Source organism: Microbacterium sp. SORGH_AS_0969 (genome assembly GCF_030818255.1).
In the GTDB taxonomy this organism is placed as follows: Bacteria; Actinomycetota; Actinomycetes; order Actinomycetales; family Microbacteriaceae; genus Microbacterium.
Map to the genome: position 1 here is coordinate 1,805,277 of NZ_JAUTAG010000001.1, position 16,153 is coordinate 1,821,429.

The 16,153-nt window shown below is 70.4% G+C and carries 15 protein-coding genes; 6 read left to right on the top strand and 9 right to left on the bottom strand.

What is annotated here, in order from left to right; all coding sequences use genetic code 11:
• Positions 1-22 precede the first annotated feature (22 nt).
• Positions 23-613 (bottom strand): TetR/AcrR family transcriptional regulator, encoded by a 591-nt coding sequence (locus tag QE388_RS08380; RefSeq protein WP_307384727.1) that lies wholly within the window; start codon positions 611-613, stop codon positions 23-25.
• 132 nt (positions 614-745) lie between these two features.
• On the opposite strand from QE388_RS08380, the gene QE388_RS08385 reads away from it, so the two are divergent.
• Positions 746-2,065 (top strand): MFS transporter, encoded by a 1,320-nt coding sequence (locus tag QE388_RS08385; protein WP_307384728.1) that lies wholly within the window; start codon positions 746-748, stop codon positions 2,063-2,065.
• Between the two features lies 1 nt (position 2,066).
• The gene (locus tag QE388_RS08390) at positions 2,067-3,299 is read left to right on the top strand and encodes a family 1 glycosylhydrolase (RefSeq protein ID WP_307384729.1); all 1,233 of its coding nucleotides are present in this window, start codon (positions 2,067-2,069) and stop codon (positions 3,297-3,299) included.
• A 48-nt stretch (positions 3,300-3,347) separates the two neighbouring features.
• Here QE388_RS08390 and QE388_RS08395 read toward each other — a convergent pair whose 3' ends face one another.
• Positions 3,348-3,971 (bottom strand): TetR/AcrR family transcriptional regulator, encoded by a 624-nt coding sequence (locus tag QE388_RS08395; protein ID WP_307384730.1) that lies wholly within the window; start codon positions 3,969-3,971, stop codon positions 3,348-3,350.
• Positions 3,972-4,083: 112 nt separating this feature from the next.
• Here QE388_RS08395 and QE388_RS08400 point away from each other — a divergent pair, with 112 nt between their 5' ends.
• Both QE388_RS08400 and QE388_RS08405 read left to right on the top strand, forming a co-directional pair.
• On the top strand, positions 4,084-4,908 hold the full coding sequence (locus QE388_RS08400) for a sugar phosphate isomerase/epimerase (RefSeq protein WP_307384731.1): 825 nt from the start codon (positions 4,084-4,086) through the stop codon (positions 4,906-4,908).
• The gene (locus QE388_RS08405) at positions 4,905-6,035 is read left to right on the top strand and encodes a Gfo/Idh/MocA family protein (RefSeq protein ID WP_307384734.1); all 1,131 of its coding nucleotides are present in this window, start codon (positions 4,905-4,907) and stop codon (positions 6,033-6,035) included. The genes QE388_RS08400 and QE388_RS08405 overlap by 4 nt, the downstream gene beginning before the upstream one ends.
• Positions 6,036-6,242: 207 nt before the next feature.
• On the opposite strand, the gene QE388_RS08410 is transcribed toward QE388_RS08405, so the two are convergent.
• Positions 6,243-7,268: a S41 family peptidase gene (locus tag QE388_RS08410; protein WP_307384735.1), complete on the bottom strand. Its 1,026-nt coding sequence runs from the start codon at positions 7,266-7,268 to the stop codon at positions 6,243-6,245.
• Positions 7,265-7,996 carry a hypothetical protein gene (locus QE388_RS08415; RefSeq protein ID WP_307384736.1) on the bottom strand — a complete coding sequence of 244 codons (732 nt, stop codon included), beginning with the start codon at positions 7,994-7,996 and terminating at the stop codon, positions 7,265-7,267. Before QE388_RS08415 ends, QE388_RS08410 begins: the two co-directional genes overlap by 4 nt.
• 85 nt (positions 7,997-8,081) lie before the next feature.
• On the opposite strand from QE388_RS08415, the gene QE388_RS08420 reads away from it, so the two are divergent.
• A complete protein-coding gene (locus QE388_RS08420) occupies positions 8,082-9,161 on the top strand; it encodes a hypothetical protein (protein ID WP_307384737.1) in 1,080 nt (359 codons plus the stop codon).
• Between the two features lie 97 nt (positions 9,162-9,258).
• Here QE388_RS08420 and QE388_RS08425 read toward each other — a convergent pair whose 3' ends face one another.
• Genes QE388_RS08425 through QE388_RS08435 form a run of 3 tightly spaced genes read right to left on the bottom strand, consistent with a single transcriptional unit; the run spans position 9,259 to position 12,709 of the window.
• A complete protein-coding gene (locus QE388_RS08425; RefSeq protein WP_307384739.1) occupies positions 9,259-10,836 on the bottom strand; it encodes a DHA2 family efflux MFS transporter permease subunit in 1,578 nt (525 codons plus the stop codon).
• Positions 10,837-10,889: 53 nt separating this feature from the next.
• Positions 10,890-12,266 (bottom strand): MFS transporter, encoded by a 1,377-nt coding sequence (locus QE388_RS08430; RefSeq protein WP_307384740.1) that lies wholly within the window; start codon positions 12,264-12,266, stop codon positions 10,890-10,892.
• Positions 12,263-12,709, bottom strand: coding sequence for a MarR family winged helix-turn-helix transcriptional regulator (locus tag QE388_RS08435; protein WP_307384742.1), 447 nt, complete (start codon positions 12,707-12,709; stop codon positions 12,263-12,265). Before QE388_RS08435 ends, QE388_RS08430 begins: the two co-directional genes overlap by 4 nt.
• An 82-nt stretch (positions 12,710-12,791) precedes the next feature.
• On the opposite strand from QE388_RS08435, the gene QE388_RS08440 reads away from it, so the two are divergent.
• Entirely contained in the window at positions 12,792-13,640 is an 849-nt protein-coding gene (locus QE388_RS08440; protein ID WP_307384744.1) for an alpha/beta fold hydrolase, read from the top strand.
• A gap of 296 nt (positions 13,641-13,936) precedes the next feature.
• Here QE388_RS08440 and QE388_RS08445 read toward each other — a convergent pair whose 3' ends face one another.
• Both QE388_RS08445 and QE388_RS08450 read right to left on the bottom strand, forming a co-directional pair.
• On the bottom strand, positions 13,937-14,941 hold the full coding sequence (locus tag QE388_RS08445) for a sugar phosphate isomerase/epimerase (protein WP_307384746.1): 1,005 nt from the start codon (positions 14,939-14,941) through the stop codon (positions 13,937-13,939).
• On the bottom strand, positions 14,938-16,119 hold the full coding sequence (locus QE388_RS08450; RefSeq protein ID WP_307387090.1) for a Gfo/Idh/MocA family protein: 1,182 nt from the start codon (positions 16,117-16,119) through the stop codon (positions 14,938-14,940). Before QE388_RS08450 ends, QE388_RS08445 begins: the two co-directional genes overlap by 4 nt.
• Between the last annotated feature and the right edge of the window lie 34 nt (positions 16,120-16,153).

The following is a 16,153-nucleotide window of genomic DNA, read 5'->3' on the forward strand; positions in this document are numbered from 1 at the left end:
GCGAAGTGTGAGGGGAGAGGGATCAGATCGGGTCGACGAGGAAGCCGTTGATCGTGCGGCGGCTCTCTTCGACGAAGTCGATGTCGAGGCCGCTGAGCCACAAGAGCTGCGCGCCTTCGACGGAGGCCATCGTCGACAGCGCGGCACGGCGCGGGTCGACACCCGGGCGCAGGCCGCCCTCGTCGCCGACCGCGCGGAAAGCTGCCTCGACGGCGTCGGCGATGCGCAGGAACCGCTGCGCGAAGTAGTCGTGGGCGGGATGCGCCGGATCGACGGCCTCGGCCGCGAGCATCGTGTACAGCTGTACGACGCCGCGCTGACCCACCTGCTGACGTGAGATCTCGAGCAGCTCGGTCAGGAATCGTCGACCGTCGAGTCCCTCGAGTTCGAGCTCGGCACTGCGGTCGCGCTGTTCGAGGACGGCGCGCAAGAGGGCGATCTTGCCGCCCGAGAAATGGTGCAGGACGGCGGTCTGCGTGACGCCCACGGCGGCGGCGATCTCGTTCACCGAGCTGGCGCTGTACCCGGATCGGGAGAACACCTGGAAGGCGGCGTCGAGGATCTGCGATTGCCGTTCCGCGCTCTTGCGGTAGGGGCCCCGTGGTCCGGACATGGAGTCACCGTAACAGTTTTCGCCGAAAATATTGCACCTTTCATATTTTCGGTGTTACCGTCCTCGCATCCCGACTCACCCGGGTGATCGACGACGACACCGGACACCCGTCCACGGCAAAGGAGCCACGAAATGACCCTCTCCGCAGAACCGCCCGCCATGTCGGCCGGCGCCCCCAAACCCGTCCGCGGCGACGAGCCCACCCCCACCGAAGCGTTCCGCCGTGAGGCGTCACCGCGCCGCGGTTTCGTGTTCTTCCTCGTGCTCGCCGCCGTCGGCGCGGGCGCCGCCCAGATGTCGGCTGCCCTGCTCACACTGACGCTCAAGGCGACCGCCCTCGATGCCGCCGCCGCGACGACGATCATCTCCGTCTCGAGCGCCATCGCCGGCATCCTGACGCTCGTCGCCCTCCCCGTGCTCGGCGCGCTCAGCGACCGTTCGCGCTCGCGCTTCGGGCGCCGTCGCCCCTTCCTCCTCGTCGCCCTCGCGGCGTTCCTCGCGGGCGGGGCTCTGCTCATCGCGGCCCCCAACGTGCCGTTGTTCGTCGCAGCTCACCTCCTGATCACCCTGGGCTTCGTCGCCACGGGTGTGGTCACCACGGCGCTCATCGCCGACCAGCTTCCGCGTGACCGTCGCGGACCCGCTTCGGCCTTCGTGAGCCTGAGCACCGCGATGGGCGCTCTCGTCGGCATCGGCATCTCGCAGCCGTTCGGCGCCGAGCTCGTCCCCCTCGTCGGTCTGCCCACGGTGTTCGCCGTCATCGCGGTCGGCCTGCTGTTCGTCGTGCTGCGCGACCCGCAGTTCGACCAGCCCCGCGAGCGCTTCGACCTCAAGGGCCTCGTCGGCGTCTTCTGGGTGAACCCCGTGCGCCACCCCCGTTTCGCCGCCGTGTTCGCCAGCCGCATGCTCGTGTTCTCGGGCGTCGCCGCTCTCAACGGCTACCAGGCGATCTACCTGCTTCAGCGCGTGCACCTGCAACCCGCCGACCTCGGGGGAGCGATCCTGCTCACGGTGATCGTCAACGTCGGCATCTCGCTGCTGGTCGCTCCCGCGATCGGCAAGCTCAGCGACCGCCTCGACCGCCGCAAGCCCTTCATCATCGCGGCCGCGATCATCCTCGGAGTCGGACTGGTCGTGGCATCCACCGCCACCGACTTCGGCTTCTACCTCGTGGCCTGCGGCATCGTCGCGCTCGGCCAGGGCGTCTACTTCGCTGTGGAGCTCGCACTCGCCACCCGCCTCGTGCCCGACATCGACAACCCGGCGAAAGATCTCGCGATCATCAAGATCGCCGACAACCTGCCCGTCACGATCGTCGCGGCCGTCGCCCCGGTTCTCCTGGCGATCGGTGCGGGTCCTGCGGGCCCGAACTTCGCGGCACTGTTCATCGCCGGTGCCGTTTCCGCCGTGCTCGGTGGACTGGTCATCCTCTTCATCAAGGGAGCACGTTGACATGACGACCGATTTCCTCTGGGGTGTCGCCATCGCCGGCCACCAGAACGAGGGCGACAACGTCCACAGCGACATCTGGACGCTCGAGAACACGACGCCCACGATCTTCCGCGAGCGAAGCGGCATCGCCAACGCCCACCTCACCCGCTGGGAGGAGGATCTCGATCTCGTCGCCTCGCTCGGGATGAACGCGTTCCGCTTCTCGATCGAGTGGGCGCGCATCGAACCCGCGCGCGGAGAGATCGTCGTCGACGCCCTCGACCACTACGAACGCGTGATCGACGGCGCCCTCGAGCGCGGTCTCGCTCCGGTCGTCACCTTCAATCATTTCTCTGCGCCCCAGTGGTTCTCCGCGGCCGGTTCCTGGTTGGCTCCGGATGCCGATCGGCTCTTCGCTGCGCAGTGCTCGCGGGTCATGCGCCGCTTCGGTGACCGTATCCATACCGCGGTGACGATCAACGAGCCCAATCTCGAGCAGCTGCTGCAGGCGGGGAACAAGCTCGCGCCGCAGGTCGAGGTGCTCAAGCGCGAGATGCTCGCCGCGGCAGCGCGCGACACGGGAACGGCGCAGTTCTTCGCCTCGAACGTGATCCCCGCGGATCGCCAGGACGACTTCGAGGTCGCGCTCACCCGCGCGCACCGCGCCGCGGTCGCGGCGATCAAGGCCGAGCGCGCCGACCTGCCGACCGGGGTGTCGATCGCGATCTGCGACGAGGTCGCCCTGCCCGGCGGCGAAGCGCACCGAGACGCCAAGCGTGCGGCTGTCTACGACCACTGGCTGCGCGTCGCCCGCGACGACGACTTCATCGGGGTGCAGAACTACGAACGGATCGTGCACGGTCCCGACGGCGAGGTCGAGCTCGACGGGCCGCGCAACGGAATGGGCACGGTCATCGAGCCCGCGGCGCTGGCCGGCGCGGTGCGCTACGCCCACGAGGTGTCGGGCGTTCCGGTGATGGTGACCGAGCACGGCATCCAGACGGACGACGACGCGCAGCGGGCGGCATTCCTCCCCGCGGCACTGGAGGCTCTGGATGCCGAGATCGCGGCGGGGACTCCGGTGCGGGGGTACTGCCACTGGACGCTGATGGACAACTTCGAGTGGATCTTCGGCTACGGCCCCAAGCTCGGGCTCGTCGCCGTCGATCGCGACACCCTCGAGCGCACGAAGAAGCCGAGCGCCGACGTCTACGCGCGCGAGGTGGCTCAGCGACAGGTCAGCCTGGTCGGCTGAGCCCGGCGGCGGCGTCCGGTCGCGCGATCGATGCGTCGGGCTCGACGCTCACCGCGGCGGCGCCAACAGCCCGCCGAGAGCGCCGAGCACGTCGGCGAGGGGGATCGACGGTTCGAGCAGCCACTGCACCTGCAGACCGTCGGAGGCCGCGATCAACAGCGCGGCTACCTGGTCGGGGTCGCAGTCGGCGCGGACGCGGCCGTCGGCCTGCTCGGCGCGGAGGCGATCGGCGAGTTCTTCGCGCAGGCGGGCGAAGCGGTCGGTGAAGTACTCGCGAGCGGTGGCGCTGTCTTCTTTCAGCGAGGCGGCGACGAGCGTCGTGTACAGCTCGACGAGGCCTGGCACCGAGGTGTTGTTCTCGGCGGAGTCGGTGAGCGACGACAGCGCGGTCGCATCGGGGGCGGCGGGCGTCGACTTGGACGCGTGGTCGTAGACCGCGACGAGTAACTGCTCGCGCGAGTCGAAGTAGTGCAGGAGGGCCGCGTGCGAGACGCCGAGCGCTCGCGCGATGCTCCGGAGCGACGCCCCCTCGGCCCCGCGCTCGGCGAAGACGTGGATCGCGCGGTCGAGGATCTCCTGTCGTCGCGCGACGCCTTTCGTATACGCGCCCGAGCGCCCGAGGCGGTCGTCGCCCTCACTCGCGGGAGCCTCGGCCTCGTCGTCGCTGGTCACCCCGTCAGTGTAGGGGAGATAAAAGCAACCAGTGGTCGGTTTTGTGGTAGCGTTCCCGCAATGCCCTCGGCGCCCCCCATGGCGCCCTCGACGACGAGCAAGGAAAGGTCCGATGTCGCTCCCTCTCCCTTCCGTCCAGCTCTACACGCTGGCCGCAGAATTCACCGCCGACCCGGGCGGGTCGCTCGACCGCCTCGCCGCGATCGGCCTCCGCAACGTCGAGGCGTTCGACTTCGTGCGCCGCCCCGCCGAGATCCGCGCGGCTCTGGATGCCAGTGGCCTGGCCGCCCCGACCGGACACGCCCCGCTGCTCTCGGACGAGCTGTGGACGCCCGACGGCTCCATTCCCACCCCCGCTCCCGAGGTGGTCTTCGAGGCCGCTGCCGAGATCGGCATCTCGACCGTGATCGACCCCTTCGTCGACCCCGCGCGCTGGGTGACCGCCGACGGGATCGCCGACATCGCCGAGCGCCTCAACAAGGCGGCCGACGTCGCCGCCACCTTCGGCCTGAACGTCGGGTACCACAACCACGCGCAGGAGTTCCTCATCGACGTCGACGGCAAGAGCGGCTTCGAGCACTTCGTGTCGCTGACCGACGAGCGCGTCGCGATCGAGCTCGACCTGTTCTGGGCGCTGACCGGCGGCCAGGACGTGCCGGCCCTCGTGCAGCGTCTCGGTTCGCGCCTGGTGGCGGTGCACGTCAAGGACGGCATCGTCCCGGTGCCCAACCCCTTCGCTCCGGATGCCGACCGCAGTGCCACGCGACAGCTCGACCAGCGTCGTCCCGGCGAGGGCCAGGTACCCCTCGTCGAGGCGATGCAGGTCGCCTCCGACGTGAAGTACGCGGTCATCGAGTACGACCAGGCTCCCGGTGACGTGTTCGACGACATCGCCGCCAGCTACGCGTTCCTCCTCGAGAAGGGTCTCGCCGCGTGAGCGCCCCCGTGGGAGTCGGCATCATCGGTGCCGGCGTCATCAGCGACACCTACCTCGAGAACCTCACGTCGTTCCCCGACGTGACGGTGCTCGCGGTCGGCGACATCGACACGGAGCGCGCCCGCGCCAAGGCCGAGAAGTACGGCGTGGCCTCGTGGGGCACCGCCGACGAGGTGCTCGGCAATCCCGACATCCAGGTCGTCGTCAACCTCACGATCCCCGCTGTCCACGTCGAGGTCTCGTCCGCCGCGATCGCCGCGGGCAAGCACGTCTGGACGGAGAAGCCGCTCGGCCTGGATCGCGTCGGCGCCGCGCAGCTCCTGCGCGACGCCGAGGCGGCGGGCCTGCGCATCGGCTCCGCGCCCGACACCGTGCTCGGCCCGGGATTCCAGTCCGCCAAGCGCGCGATCCTCGACGGCGTGATCGGCCAGCCCGTGTTCGCGCAGGCGTCGTTCCAGACGCAGGGTCCCGACCTCTGGCATCCGGGACCGCAGTTCCTCTTCGCGCGCGGCGCCGGCCCCCTGCTCGATATGGGCCCGTACTACCTGACCGCACTGGTGAGCCTGCTCGGTCCGGTGGACCGGGTCGCCGCCCTCGGCGCGAAGCCCCAGGCGCGGCGCGAGATCCACGCCGGTCCCGACGAGGGCACGTTCTTCGACGTCGAGGTGCCCACCACGGTGCAGCTACTCGCGGCGTTCGAGAGTGGTCAGCAGGCCCAGGGCCAGTTCAGCTTCGACTCGGCGCTCGAGCGCCACGGCGTGCTCGAGATCCACGGCACCGAGGGCACGATCGTGCTGCCCGACCCCAACCGCTTCGAGGGGCCGACGCGCTATGTCAAGCCGCTCGGCGTGCTGCGCGACGGCGCCCGGTTCGACCAGCCCTGGATCGATGTCGAGCAGGAGGGCGTGGTCGTCGGCCGCGGCCTGGGGCTGCTCGACATGGTCCGCGCAATCGCCGAGGACCGTCCGCACGTCGCGACCGGCGAGCTCGGCTACCACGTGCTCGACATCATGCTGTCGGCCGAGGAGTCGATCGAGAACGCGGCCTTCACGACCGTCGAGAGCACGCTCGCGGCTCCCGTCCCCGTCGTGCCCCGCGACTTCGATCCCTTCGCGCGCACGATCTGATCGACCCCGCCCCGCCGGTGCGTGCGGCGCGCGGGCGGGGTCCCGCCCGTGGGGGCGCCGAGACCGCATTCGTTTGACGAAGCCGCACCCAATGGGCGGCAAAAGCGTGCGGTCTCGGCAAACACGTGCGGTTTCGGCGGTGGTCACTCCGCGCGAAGTGACCAGCCGGCGGGGAGGTCGTTTCGTGGGTGCCGCCCCGGCCTCGCGTCAGCGGCAGCCCTGCGCGCCGATCCATGCGCGCGCGGCCTCGACGGCATCGCCCGGGGCGGCCTCGTCGGGGCTGATCGGGACCTCGGGGAACTCCGTTCCGGTGCGGTCGACGTAGATGCTCTGGGTGAGGATGATCCTCGCTCCGTCCGCCAGCGGAATCGGCAGGTTGGCGGAGGTGTAGCCGGCGGTAGGCGACCCGAAGCTACGGACCCCGTCGACGCCCCGGAACGCGGCCACGACGGCCTCGGCGCTCGATCCGGTCCCGGCATCCTGGAGCATCGCCACGGGAACGCCGGTGATCTTCCCGCGCGAGCTCACCGCGACCACGGTCTGGCCCTCGAGCCCCACGCCGTCGTCTTGCACGGTAACGGTGGTCGCGTCGCCGCTCCGCGTGCGGAACGAGAGGGCCGGGCCGTCGGGCAGCAGCGCGGAGACGCCCGAGAGCATCGGGTACATGTTGCCGCCGCCGTTTCCGCGCACGTCGACGATCCATCCGCACACCTCGTCGGCGTGAGCGGCGATCCCGGTCGCGACGACGTCGGAGTAGTCCTGCTGCGCCCGCTCGTCGGGGTCGACCAGCTCGGGAAGGGTCACGACGCCCACGCCGTCGGCCGCCGACACCGCCGGGAGGGCCGAGGTGACCTCCTCGACGCCGGGCATCTCAGCCGGAGGCTGGAAGCTCGAGTGCTTCCCGCCCGCCGCGCGGGTGGCCGCGTCGATCAGGGGGTAGAGCTCCTCGGCGCTCCGGGCCGAGGGCGCCGCATGCAGCAGCTCGGCCCGCGCCGCGGTCCACTCGGGTCCGGTCGCGTAGTAGCCGGTGTCGAGGCGGTCGACGACGATCTCGGCGTACCGCTCGGGGGTGGGCGGCACCAGGTAGAAGCCGAAACGCGGGCCGTACTCGTATGCGCCCCACGCGGCCCCGCCGCCGAGGACCAGCACGACGGCGGCCACCGCGCCCATCACGTACCGCCGGCGTCGGCGTTTCCCGGGTCGGACGGCATTGCTCTTCGGGGTGTCGCTCACCCTTCGATGCTCGCAATCTCACCCGCCGGGCACATCCGTCCAGGGGAGTATTCCGCTGCGCCGAGAGGCGGACGAGCGCTGCCACCGACCTCGACCGGGACACCCGCGAGGCCCGCGAGCACGCCGAGCGCTTCCGCCACGGGGTACGGCGCGCCGTCGGATGACCGGATGCCACGGGCCCCCACTCCTCGAAGAACGCCACCGACGCGATGCCCGGTGTCGTCAGCGCGGCGAGGCTCGCCACCGTCCACGCCGCGAGCTCGGGCGCGCGAGTGGAACAGCGGGGTCACGGCGAAGCCGACGCCGTCGAGGTCGTCGGGGAGCAGGTCGTGTCCGCGGTTCAGCTCGGTGAAGTGCGTGCGCGCCCCGCCGACGACGGGGAGGTCGAGCCCTTCCTCGCGCAGCGCCTCGCGCAGCGCGGCGACGGTCGTGGCATCCGACAGGTGTTTCTCGGGTCCGTCGCCGGCGAAGGCGCCGACCGTGCGTACGTGAAGACCACGCAGGGCGCGAACCGCTTCGAACAGCCCGGGGGCAGAGGTACGCACGAAACTCACGTCGAGACGGAGCCCCGACGCGGTGGCGCGATCGAGCGCCGCCCGCCATGCGGGTGAGGCGAGGTCGAGTTCGACACGGACGAAGGAGCCGATCGGCGTGGGTTCGGGTGCGGGACCCGGGGCTGTCGCCGCGCCGACGCCGATCGCGGGCACGACGCCGGCCGTATGCAGCACGATCTCGTCCTCGGCGTCGGCGAGTTCAGCTCGACCCGCGGTAGAGGCGAGGGTGCGCGCGGGCTGCGGGCGGTAGCGTTCAGGGATGCAGATCCTGCTTGAGAATCCCTCTATGACGGTGAGCTACGGGTCGGCATCCGTGGTCACCGACGAGTCCGTCGATCGCAGCGATCTCGGCGCGCCGTGGGCGGATGAGAGCAACGGCCTGTGTGGAGCCGGTATCCCTGGTCTCCTGGAACTGCAGGTCGGAACGCACACCGGATGGGTGCCGTTCCGCATCGAGCTGCACGAGTCCGAACCCTCTCTCGCATCCCACTGGGAGGAGGCTGTGGAGGTCTCCTTCACGACCACGCACGATGAGGCGTACCTTCTGGGCCTCATGGACGACAAGGAGTATCGCTTTCCTCTTCCGGCGGGCGACTACCGTGTTCGCTACTGTGCTCGGGGCTTCGACGAAGCGCATCGCGGAGAAGAGGGGGAGGACTCCTACCTGCTGCAGTTCTGGCCGCAGCCACCGTGCGCCGCCAGAATTCTGCGGCAAACGAGCAGCGAGGCCGCGTACTGGCATCGCGCCCGTCGCACCCTGACCCCGCAGGAGCAAGAGGAGGACGATCTCCGCGAGGCCGCGGAGCGTGAGAATCGGGCACGCGAGCGATGGGGAGATCGCGTTCCGAACGAACGCCTTCGCGCAACCCTCGACCAAGGCCTGTGGTCGGGCACCCTCATGAAACTCGACCCTGACCTCGAATTCGCCCTGGCCGAAGCCGATGACACCGTCCACCGTCGCATCGCGGCGTGGGCCGCCCTTCGATGCGCGGACGTATCGGGGCTGAACAGACTGTCGGAGTTCGCCCCGGCCTTCGCTGCGCTCCGCCGTGACGAACCCGTGCCGACGCCGTTCGACGATCCCGGAGAGTGCTGGGCCCTGTATCGGCGAACGAACGCGCCCCGCACCATCGTGCCGATGCCGCTCGAGGGTGCAGGTCCCGTGTTCGCTCAGGACTGGGCGATCCCCGCCCTGTTCTTCACGGCTCACGCGGATTCGCTCGTGGCGGTGTTGGAGGTCGTCGTGTGCCTGGCCCACGTGCACGGCCGCGATGGATACCGCCAGGCCTTCGCGGACCTGCGGGCGCGGTTCCCCGAACTCCCATCGGGTGGCGCTTGACCCGGCTCAGGAGGACTACCTCGCCGACGATGCGCACGCTCGCATCCGGCCGTCGTCGCGACGAAGGCGGTGGCTGTCCGGTCGGACAGCGCGTGCCCTACCGCTCCTCCCTCCGCCTTCCCAACGTCACCGTCGACACGAGCCCCAGCGTCAGGAAGCCCGCGGCCGTGAACGCCGCGGCCCGCGTTCCGTCGCTGAACGCCGCGCGCGCGTCCGCGGCGACGTCCTGGGTCGCGGGTGACTGCCCGAGCCCCGCGATCGCCGCCCCCGCGCTGTCGACGACCTGCGAGACGACCTGGTCGCGCTGCGCGGCGGGAAGCCCGCGATCGTCGAGCGAGCCCGCGAGCACCCCCGCGGTGGTCGAGAACAGGACCGTGCCGAGGATCGCGACGCCGAGGGCCGCTCCCAGCTGGCGCGAGGTCGACTGCGTGCCGGACGCCTGGCCGCTCGCCGCGGGTGGGACGTCGGCGAGGACCACGCCGGTGAGCTGTGCCGTGGCGAGACCCACCCCGAGACCGTAGACGAAGAGGAAGGGGATGAGCGGTCCCCAGGTGGCACCCGGTCCGATCGTCAGGGCGACACCCGCGACGCCCACGATCTCGGCGAGCAGGCCGCCGCGCACGACCCACACGGGGGCGACCTTGCCGCTGAGGGCTCCCGCGACCCCGCTCGCGACGAACGAGCCGATCGCGAGCGAGAGGAGGAGGAGCCCCGTCTGCAGGGCGTCGAAGCCGACGACGAACTGCAGCCACAGCGGCAGCGCGAGGATGATGCCGAACTCGCCGAGCGACACCACCGCCGCCGCGATGTTGCCGTTGCGGAACGACCCGATGCGGAACAGGTCGAACGCCAGCAGGGTCGACAGGCCCCGCCGCTGGCGCCCGACGCCCCACGCGATGAAGGCCACCAAGGCGATCGCCGCGACCGCAAAAGCGATCGGGACGGGCGAGAGCTCGAGGGGCCACATCCACGCACCGATCGTCGGGACGGCGTCGACCGTCCACCAGCCGTACGTGCGCCCCTCGATGAGAGCGAACACGAGCGGGGCCATCGTGAGCACCGAGAGCAGGGCGCCGACGCCGTCGATCGCCGCGCGCTGCTCGCTGCGCGACTCGGCGACCGTCAGCAGGACGCCGATCACGATCACGACGCCGAGCGGGATGTTGATGCCGAACGCCCACCGCCACGAGAAGGCGGTCGTCAGCCACCCGCCGAGCAGGGGCCCGACGGCCGCCATTCCGCCGATCGTCGATCCCCACACGGCGAAGGCGATGCCGCGTTCCTTCCCGCGGAAGGTCGCGTTGATCAGCGACAGGGTGGTCGGCAGGATCATCGACCCGCCGACGCCCTGTACGAGCCGCGCCGCGATGAGGGCTCCGCCGGTGGGGGCGAGGGATGCCGCGATCGAGGCGAGGGCGAAGACGACGACGCCGATGAGCATGAGGCGTCGTCGGCCGAACCGGTCGGCGAGGCTGCCGAAGACGAGAAGGAAGGAGGCGAACACGAGGGTGTAGGCCTCTTGGACCCACTGCACCTCGGTCGACGAGATCCCGAGATCCTCGACGATCGAGGGGACGGCCACGTTGACGATCGTCGAGTCGACGATGATCAGCGAGACGGCGATGCTGATGAAGACGAGCCCCGCCCAGCGGCGCCCGACCATGCGTTCGTTCATGTAGCTAGCTTATCTAGCTACATTGGGTGGCGGCTATCCCTTGACCGGGAGGTTCAGGGGTGATGCGAGGCGGGGCGATGCGCCCCGGGTCGGGGCGCGCGCTCGCCGGTGGCGAGGGGGATCGGCGTCGTTCCCGCCACCTCGTCGCTGAAGTCCTCGGGCTCCGGGGACACGACCGCCAGGGGCCGCGTCTCGTCGAGCGTGAGGCGGAAGCGCTTGCTCTCGTGCCGGTGCACGCGTCCCGACGACAGCGTCCACGCGACGCCGATGCCGCACGCGACGATCGCGGCGACGGCGGCGAGGCCGATGGCCACGCGCGGGCCGAACTCGCTCGCGACCCAGCCCACGATCGGCGCGCCCACGGGCGTGCCGCCGAGCAGGATCGCCATGTACAGAGCGAGCACCCGTCCGCGCAGCGCGGGATCGGTCGTGGTCTGGACGTAGCCGTTCGCGGTGGTCAGCGTCGTCACCACGCAGAAGCCCGTGAGCACGAGCGTCGCGGCATAGGCGCCGTAGCTCGGCGCGAGAACGGACAGAGTGGATGCCACCGCGAACCCGCCCGCGCCGAGGATCACGACGCGCATCCGAGCGCGCTCGCGCCGCGCGGCGAGCAGGGCGCCGGCGAGCGAACCGATCGCGACGAACGAGCTCAGCAGGCCGAAGCCGTCGGCGCCGCGGCCGAACTCCAGCGCCATGGTCGACGCGAAGATCGGGAAGTTCATGCCGAACGCCCCGAGCAGGAACACCATCGAGAACGTCACGACGAGGTCGGGGCGCTTCGTCACGTAGCGGAACCCGTCCGCAAGGCGCGTCGGACCGCCCCGGCGGTGGTGCACGATCAGCTCGTGCGGCCGCATGATCAGCAGGGCGGCGAGCATCGCGAGGAAGGTCACGGCGTTGACGAGGAACACCCACCCGGTGCCGACGACCACGATCATGACGCCGGCCGCCGCGGGTCCGATGAGTCGGGCGGTGTTGAACGACGCCGCGTTCAGCGCCACGGCGTTCGAGGCGTTCTCCTTCTCGACGAGGTCGGAGACGAAGGTCTGCCGCGCCGGGTTGTCGAAGGCGGTGACCACGCCGAGCGCGAGAGCGAAGCCGTACATCAGGGGGAGCGTCATCATGCCGGTGAGGATCAGGATGCCGAGGCTCAGGGCCAGCGCGAGCAGCGCCGATTGCGTGCACATGATGAGCTTGCGCCGGTCGAAGCGGTCGGCGACCCATCCCGTGACACTCACGAGCAGCAGGGGAGGGGCGAACTGCAGGGCCATGGTGACGCCCATCGCCGCCGCGTCGTTGTCCGTGAGCTGCGTGAGCACGACCCAGTTCTGCGCCGTCGCCTGCATCCACGCGCCGATGTTCGACACCAGGGCGCCGATGAACCAGACGCGGTAGTTGAAGACCGAGAAGGATCGGAACATCGCGCTCATCTCTCCGCCACCTTCCTCATGATCTCGGCCGCCGCGGCCAGGGTCTGGCGTTCCGCCGGGGTGAGCCCGTCGAGGGCCTCTTCGAGCCAGGCGTCGCGCCGCCGGACCGTCTCGTCGACGACGGTGCGACCGGCATCCGTCAGTGCGATCGTGACTTTGCGTCGATCGTCTTCGTGCGGGGTGCGCGTGACGTATCCCGCGTCCTCGAGGAGGGACACCGTGCGGTTCATCGACGGCGCCGTGACGCGCTCGCGCTCGGCGAGCTGACCGAGCGTGTGCTCGCCGTGGATGGTGAGGGCCGCGAGCACCGCGAACTGTCCATCGCTCATGGAGTCGACCGCGCGCTGCGCGCGGAGCCGTCGCGCCAGACGGAACGTCGCCATGCGGAGTTCGGATGCCGCCGAGGTGAGGGTCGTGTCCGGACCTGAATCGTTCGCGCGCATACTCGTCTCCCTCATTCGTTAGCATAGCTCATTAGCTTTGCTAAATAAACCGAGGTCGCCGGGTTGACCCTAGGATCGGCGCATGCCTGAGTTCGTCGACGCATACGGCATCACGATCGTCTACGACGTGTACGAGGCAGAGGATCCCCGCGCCGTCGTGCAGCTGCTCCACGGTGTCGGCGAGCATGCCGGTCGCTACGCGGCGCTCATCGATGCCCTCGTCGCCGACGGTTACACGGTCTACGCCGACGACCACCGCGGGCACGGGCGCACGGGCCTTCGGCAGTGGGGCGGCGATCACACCAAACTCGGGCGCCTCGGTCCGGGCGGCCTCGGCGCCGCTCGCGACGCGGTCTGGACGCTCACGCAGATCATCCGCGAGCGTCACTCCGACCTCCCGCTCGTGCTCCTCGGGCACTCGTGGGGCTCGTTCCTCGCGCAGATGCTGCTGGATCGGCATCCGGATGCCTTCGACGCGGTCGTCCTGAGCGGCTCGGCCCTGCGGTGGCCCGGGGCTCTGAACCCCGGTGACCTGAACGCCCCGTGGAAGAAGCTCGGCGGTTCGGGCATGCAATGGCTCTCGAGCGACGAGCAGGTCGGTCGCGACTTCGTGGACGATCCGCTGACTACCTCGGTGCCGCTGGCGAAGCTGTTCGGCCCTGTCGAGGCCGCGAAGCTCTTCGGCCGCCCGCGCCGCAACCTCGAGCGCGATGTCCCCGTGCTGCTGATGGTCGGACGTGACGACACGGTCGGCGGCCCGCGCAGCGTCCACCTGCTGGCCGACGCGTATCGCTCGCGTTCCGGCCTGACCGACGTCACGACGCTCGTGTATCCCGGCGCCCGGCACGAGATCTTCGCCGAGGTGCAGCAGGCCGAGGTGCGCGCCGACCTCCTCGCCTGGCTCGACGCCCGCCTCCCCGCTCGCGCCTGACCCGCCGCGGGGCCCTCCGTGGTGGTGGGGTGCAGCCTCGCTCCGGCCGCCTGCTTCGCCTCGCCCCACCCGCCCCACCCGCGTGCCTCCCCGTGTCGACTTGTCCGGGTTCCGCGTGCGTGGGGTGTCTCATATGCGATGACTTGCGCCGAATGCTGGCGCGATCGCGCTTTCCGCGTGCATATGCCGTGAGTCATCCCCCTCCGCCCCCGTCAGGGGAGGGGGAGGAGGCGCAGGAAGAGGGGCCGGACGCCCCCGCATCCGGCCCCTCGCCCCCGCTTCCCTGTGCCTCCGGGTCAGTGGCGGCTGAACGCCGCGTCGAACGCCGCCCCCGACGGCTCGTAGGTCGACAGCTTCCGCACGAAGGCGAGTGCCTCCGGCGCTCCGACGAGACGGTCCATGCCCGCGTCCTCCCACTCGACCGACAGGGGGCCGTCGTAGCCGATCGCGTTCAGCATCCGGAAAGCGTCCTCCCACGGCACATCGCCGTGACCGGTCGAGATGAAGTCCCACCCGCGCCGCGGATCGGCCCACGGGAGGTGCGAGGCCAGGCGACCGTTACGGCCGTTCGTGAGACGCTTCTTCGTGTCCTTGCAGTGCACGTGGATGATGCGATCGCGGAAGTCCCACAGGAACCCGACCGGATCGATGTCCTGCCACACCATGTGCGAGGGGTCCCAGTTCAGCCCGAAGGCCTCGCGGTGTCCGATCGCCTCCAGCGCGCGCGTCGCCGTCCAATAGTCGTAGGCGATCTCCGAGGGGTGCACCTCGTGAGCGAAGCGCACGCCGACCTCGTCGAAGACGTCGAGGATGGGGTTCCAGCGGTCGGCGAAGTCTTGGTAGCCGGCATCCACCATCTCCTCGGTGGCGGGCGGGAACATCGCGACGTACTTCCAGATGCTCGATCCCGTGAACCCCGTCACGATCTTCACACCGAGCTTCGCCGCCAGGCGCGCGGTGTTCTTCATCTCCTCGGCGGCTCGCTGCCGGACGCCCTCGGGGTCGCCGTCTCCCCAGACCCGGTCCGACACGATGTCGCGGTGGCGCTGGTCGATGGGGTCGTCGCAGACGGCCTGACCCTTCAGGTGGTTGGCGATGGCCCGCACCGTGAGGCCGTTGCGCTCGAGGATGTCGAGCCTGCCCCGCACGTAGGCGTCGTCGTCCCAGCGCCACGGGTCGAGGTGGTCGCCCCAGCAGGCGATCTCGAGGCCGTCGTAGCCCCACTCCCCGGCGAGACGGGCGACCTCCTCGAACGGGAGGTCGGCCCACTGGCCGGTGAACAGCGTGATCGGTCGCGTCATTGCGAGGTCCTTTCGTCGCGGGATGTCCCGGTCTGGGTGTCGACGTCGACCCACACGCTGTCGGCGTCGGAGCTGCGGGCGACGGCGTCGAGCACGCGCTGCACGTGCAGGCCGTCCGCGAACGACGGCCGCGGATCGGAGCCTTCGGCGATCGCCTCCACGAAGTCCTTCGCCTGGTGCGAGAAGCCGTGCTCGTAGCCGAGCATGTGTCCGGTCGGCCACCAGGCGCCGGCGTAGGGGTGGCCGGGCTCGGTGACGAGGATGCGACGGAACCCCCGCTCGGTCTCGGGTGCGGTGGCGTCGTAGACCTCGAGCTCGTTGAGGCGTTCGAGGTCGAACGAGAGGGCCCCGAGCGAACCCGAGACCTCGATACGGAGAGCGTTCTTGCGGCCTGTGCGGAAACGGGTGGCTTCGAACGAGGCGAGCGCGCCCGAGGTGAGCCGCCCGGTGAAGAGGGCGACGTCGTCGACCGTGACAGGTCCGCGCTCGGTGCCGGCCGACCCCGACAGGCCGGACGAGGAGGCCAGCACGGGCCGCTCGGCGACGATCGTCTCGAGCACGCCCGCCACCCGTGAGAGGCGCTGCCCGGTGATGAACTCGGTGAGATCGACCGCGTGGGCGCCGATGTCGCCGAGCGAGCCGGAGCCGGCGCGGTCCTTGTCCAGACGCCAGGTGAGCGGGGCTTCGGCATCGCTCAGCCAGTCCTGCAGGTACTCGGCCCGTACCTGACGGATCTCGCCGAGGCGGCCGGACCGGACCAGGTCGCGGGCGAAGGTTGCCGCCGGAACACGGCGGTACGTGAATCCGACCATCGACCGGATGCCACGGCCTCGGGCCTCCTTCGCCGCCGCGGTCATGCGCTCGGCTTCGTCGACGGTATTGGCGAGGGGCTTCTCGCAGAGGACGTGCTTGCCGGCCGCGATCGCGGCGAGGGCGATCTCAGCGTGCGAGTCGCCGGGGGTGACGATGTCGACGACGTCGATGTCGTCGCGGGCGATGGCTTCGCGCCAGTCGGTGGAGGGCTCGACCCAGCCCCAGGTCTCGGCCGCGGTGCGGGTGCGGTCGGCGTCGCGACCGACGAGCACACTCATCTCGGGGGCGAGGGGGAGATCGAAGAAGCGGGGCGCGACGCGCCAGCCCTGGGAGTGGGCGGCGCCCATGAAGCCGGCACCGATCATGGCGATGCGAAGAGGGGCGGTCACGGGATCGCCT

Bases quoted from the DNA above. Each gene is read 5' to 3' on its own strand.
- QE388_RS08380 (WP_307384727.1), bottom strand. From the start codon at position 613: ATGTCCGGACCACGGGGCCCCTACCGCAAGAGCGCGGAACGGCAATCG.
- QE388_RS08440 (WP_307384744.1), top strand. From the start codon at position 12,792: ATGCCTGAGTTCGTCGACGCATACGGCATCACGATCGTCTACGACGTG.
- QE388_RS08425 (WP_307384739.1), bottom strand. From the start codon at position 10,836: ATGAACGAACGCATGGTCGGGCGCCGCTGGGCGGGGCTCGTCTTCATC.
- QE388_RS08435 (WP_307384742.1), bottom strand. From the start codon at position 12,709: ATGCGCGCGAACGATTCAGGTCCGGACACGACCCTCACCTCGGCGGCA.
- QE388_RS08450 (WP_307387090.1), bottom strand. From the start codon at position 16,119: ATGATCGGTGCCGGCTTCATGGGCGCCGCCCACTCCCAGGGCTGGCGC.
- QE388_RS08385 (WP_307384728.1), top strand. From the start codon at position 746: ATGACCCTCTCCGCAGAACCGCCCGCCATGTCGGCCGGCGCCCCCAAA.
- QE388_RS08390 (WP_307384729.1), top strand. From the start codon at position 2,067: ATGACGACCGATTTCCTCTGGGGTGTCGCCATCGCCGGCCACCAGAAC.
- QE388_RS08400 (WP_307384731.1), top strand. From the start codon at position 4,084: ATGTCGCTCCCTCTCCCTTCCGTCCAGCTCTACACGCTGGCCGCAGAA.
- QE388_RS08420 (WP_307384737.1), top strand. From the start codon at position 8,082: ATGCAGATCCTGCTTGAGAATCCCTCTATGACGGTGAGCTACGGGTCG.
- QE388_RS08430 (WP_307384740.1), bottom strand. From the start codon at position 12,266: ATGAGCGCGATGTTCCGATCCTTCTCGGTCTTCAACTACCGCGTCTGG.
- QE388_RS08445 (WP_307384746.1), bottom strand. From the start codon at position 14,941: ATGACGCGACCGATCACGCTGTTCACCGGCCAGTGGGCCGACCTCCCG.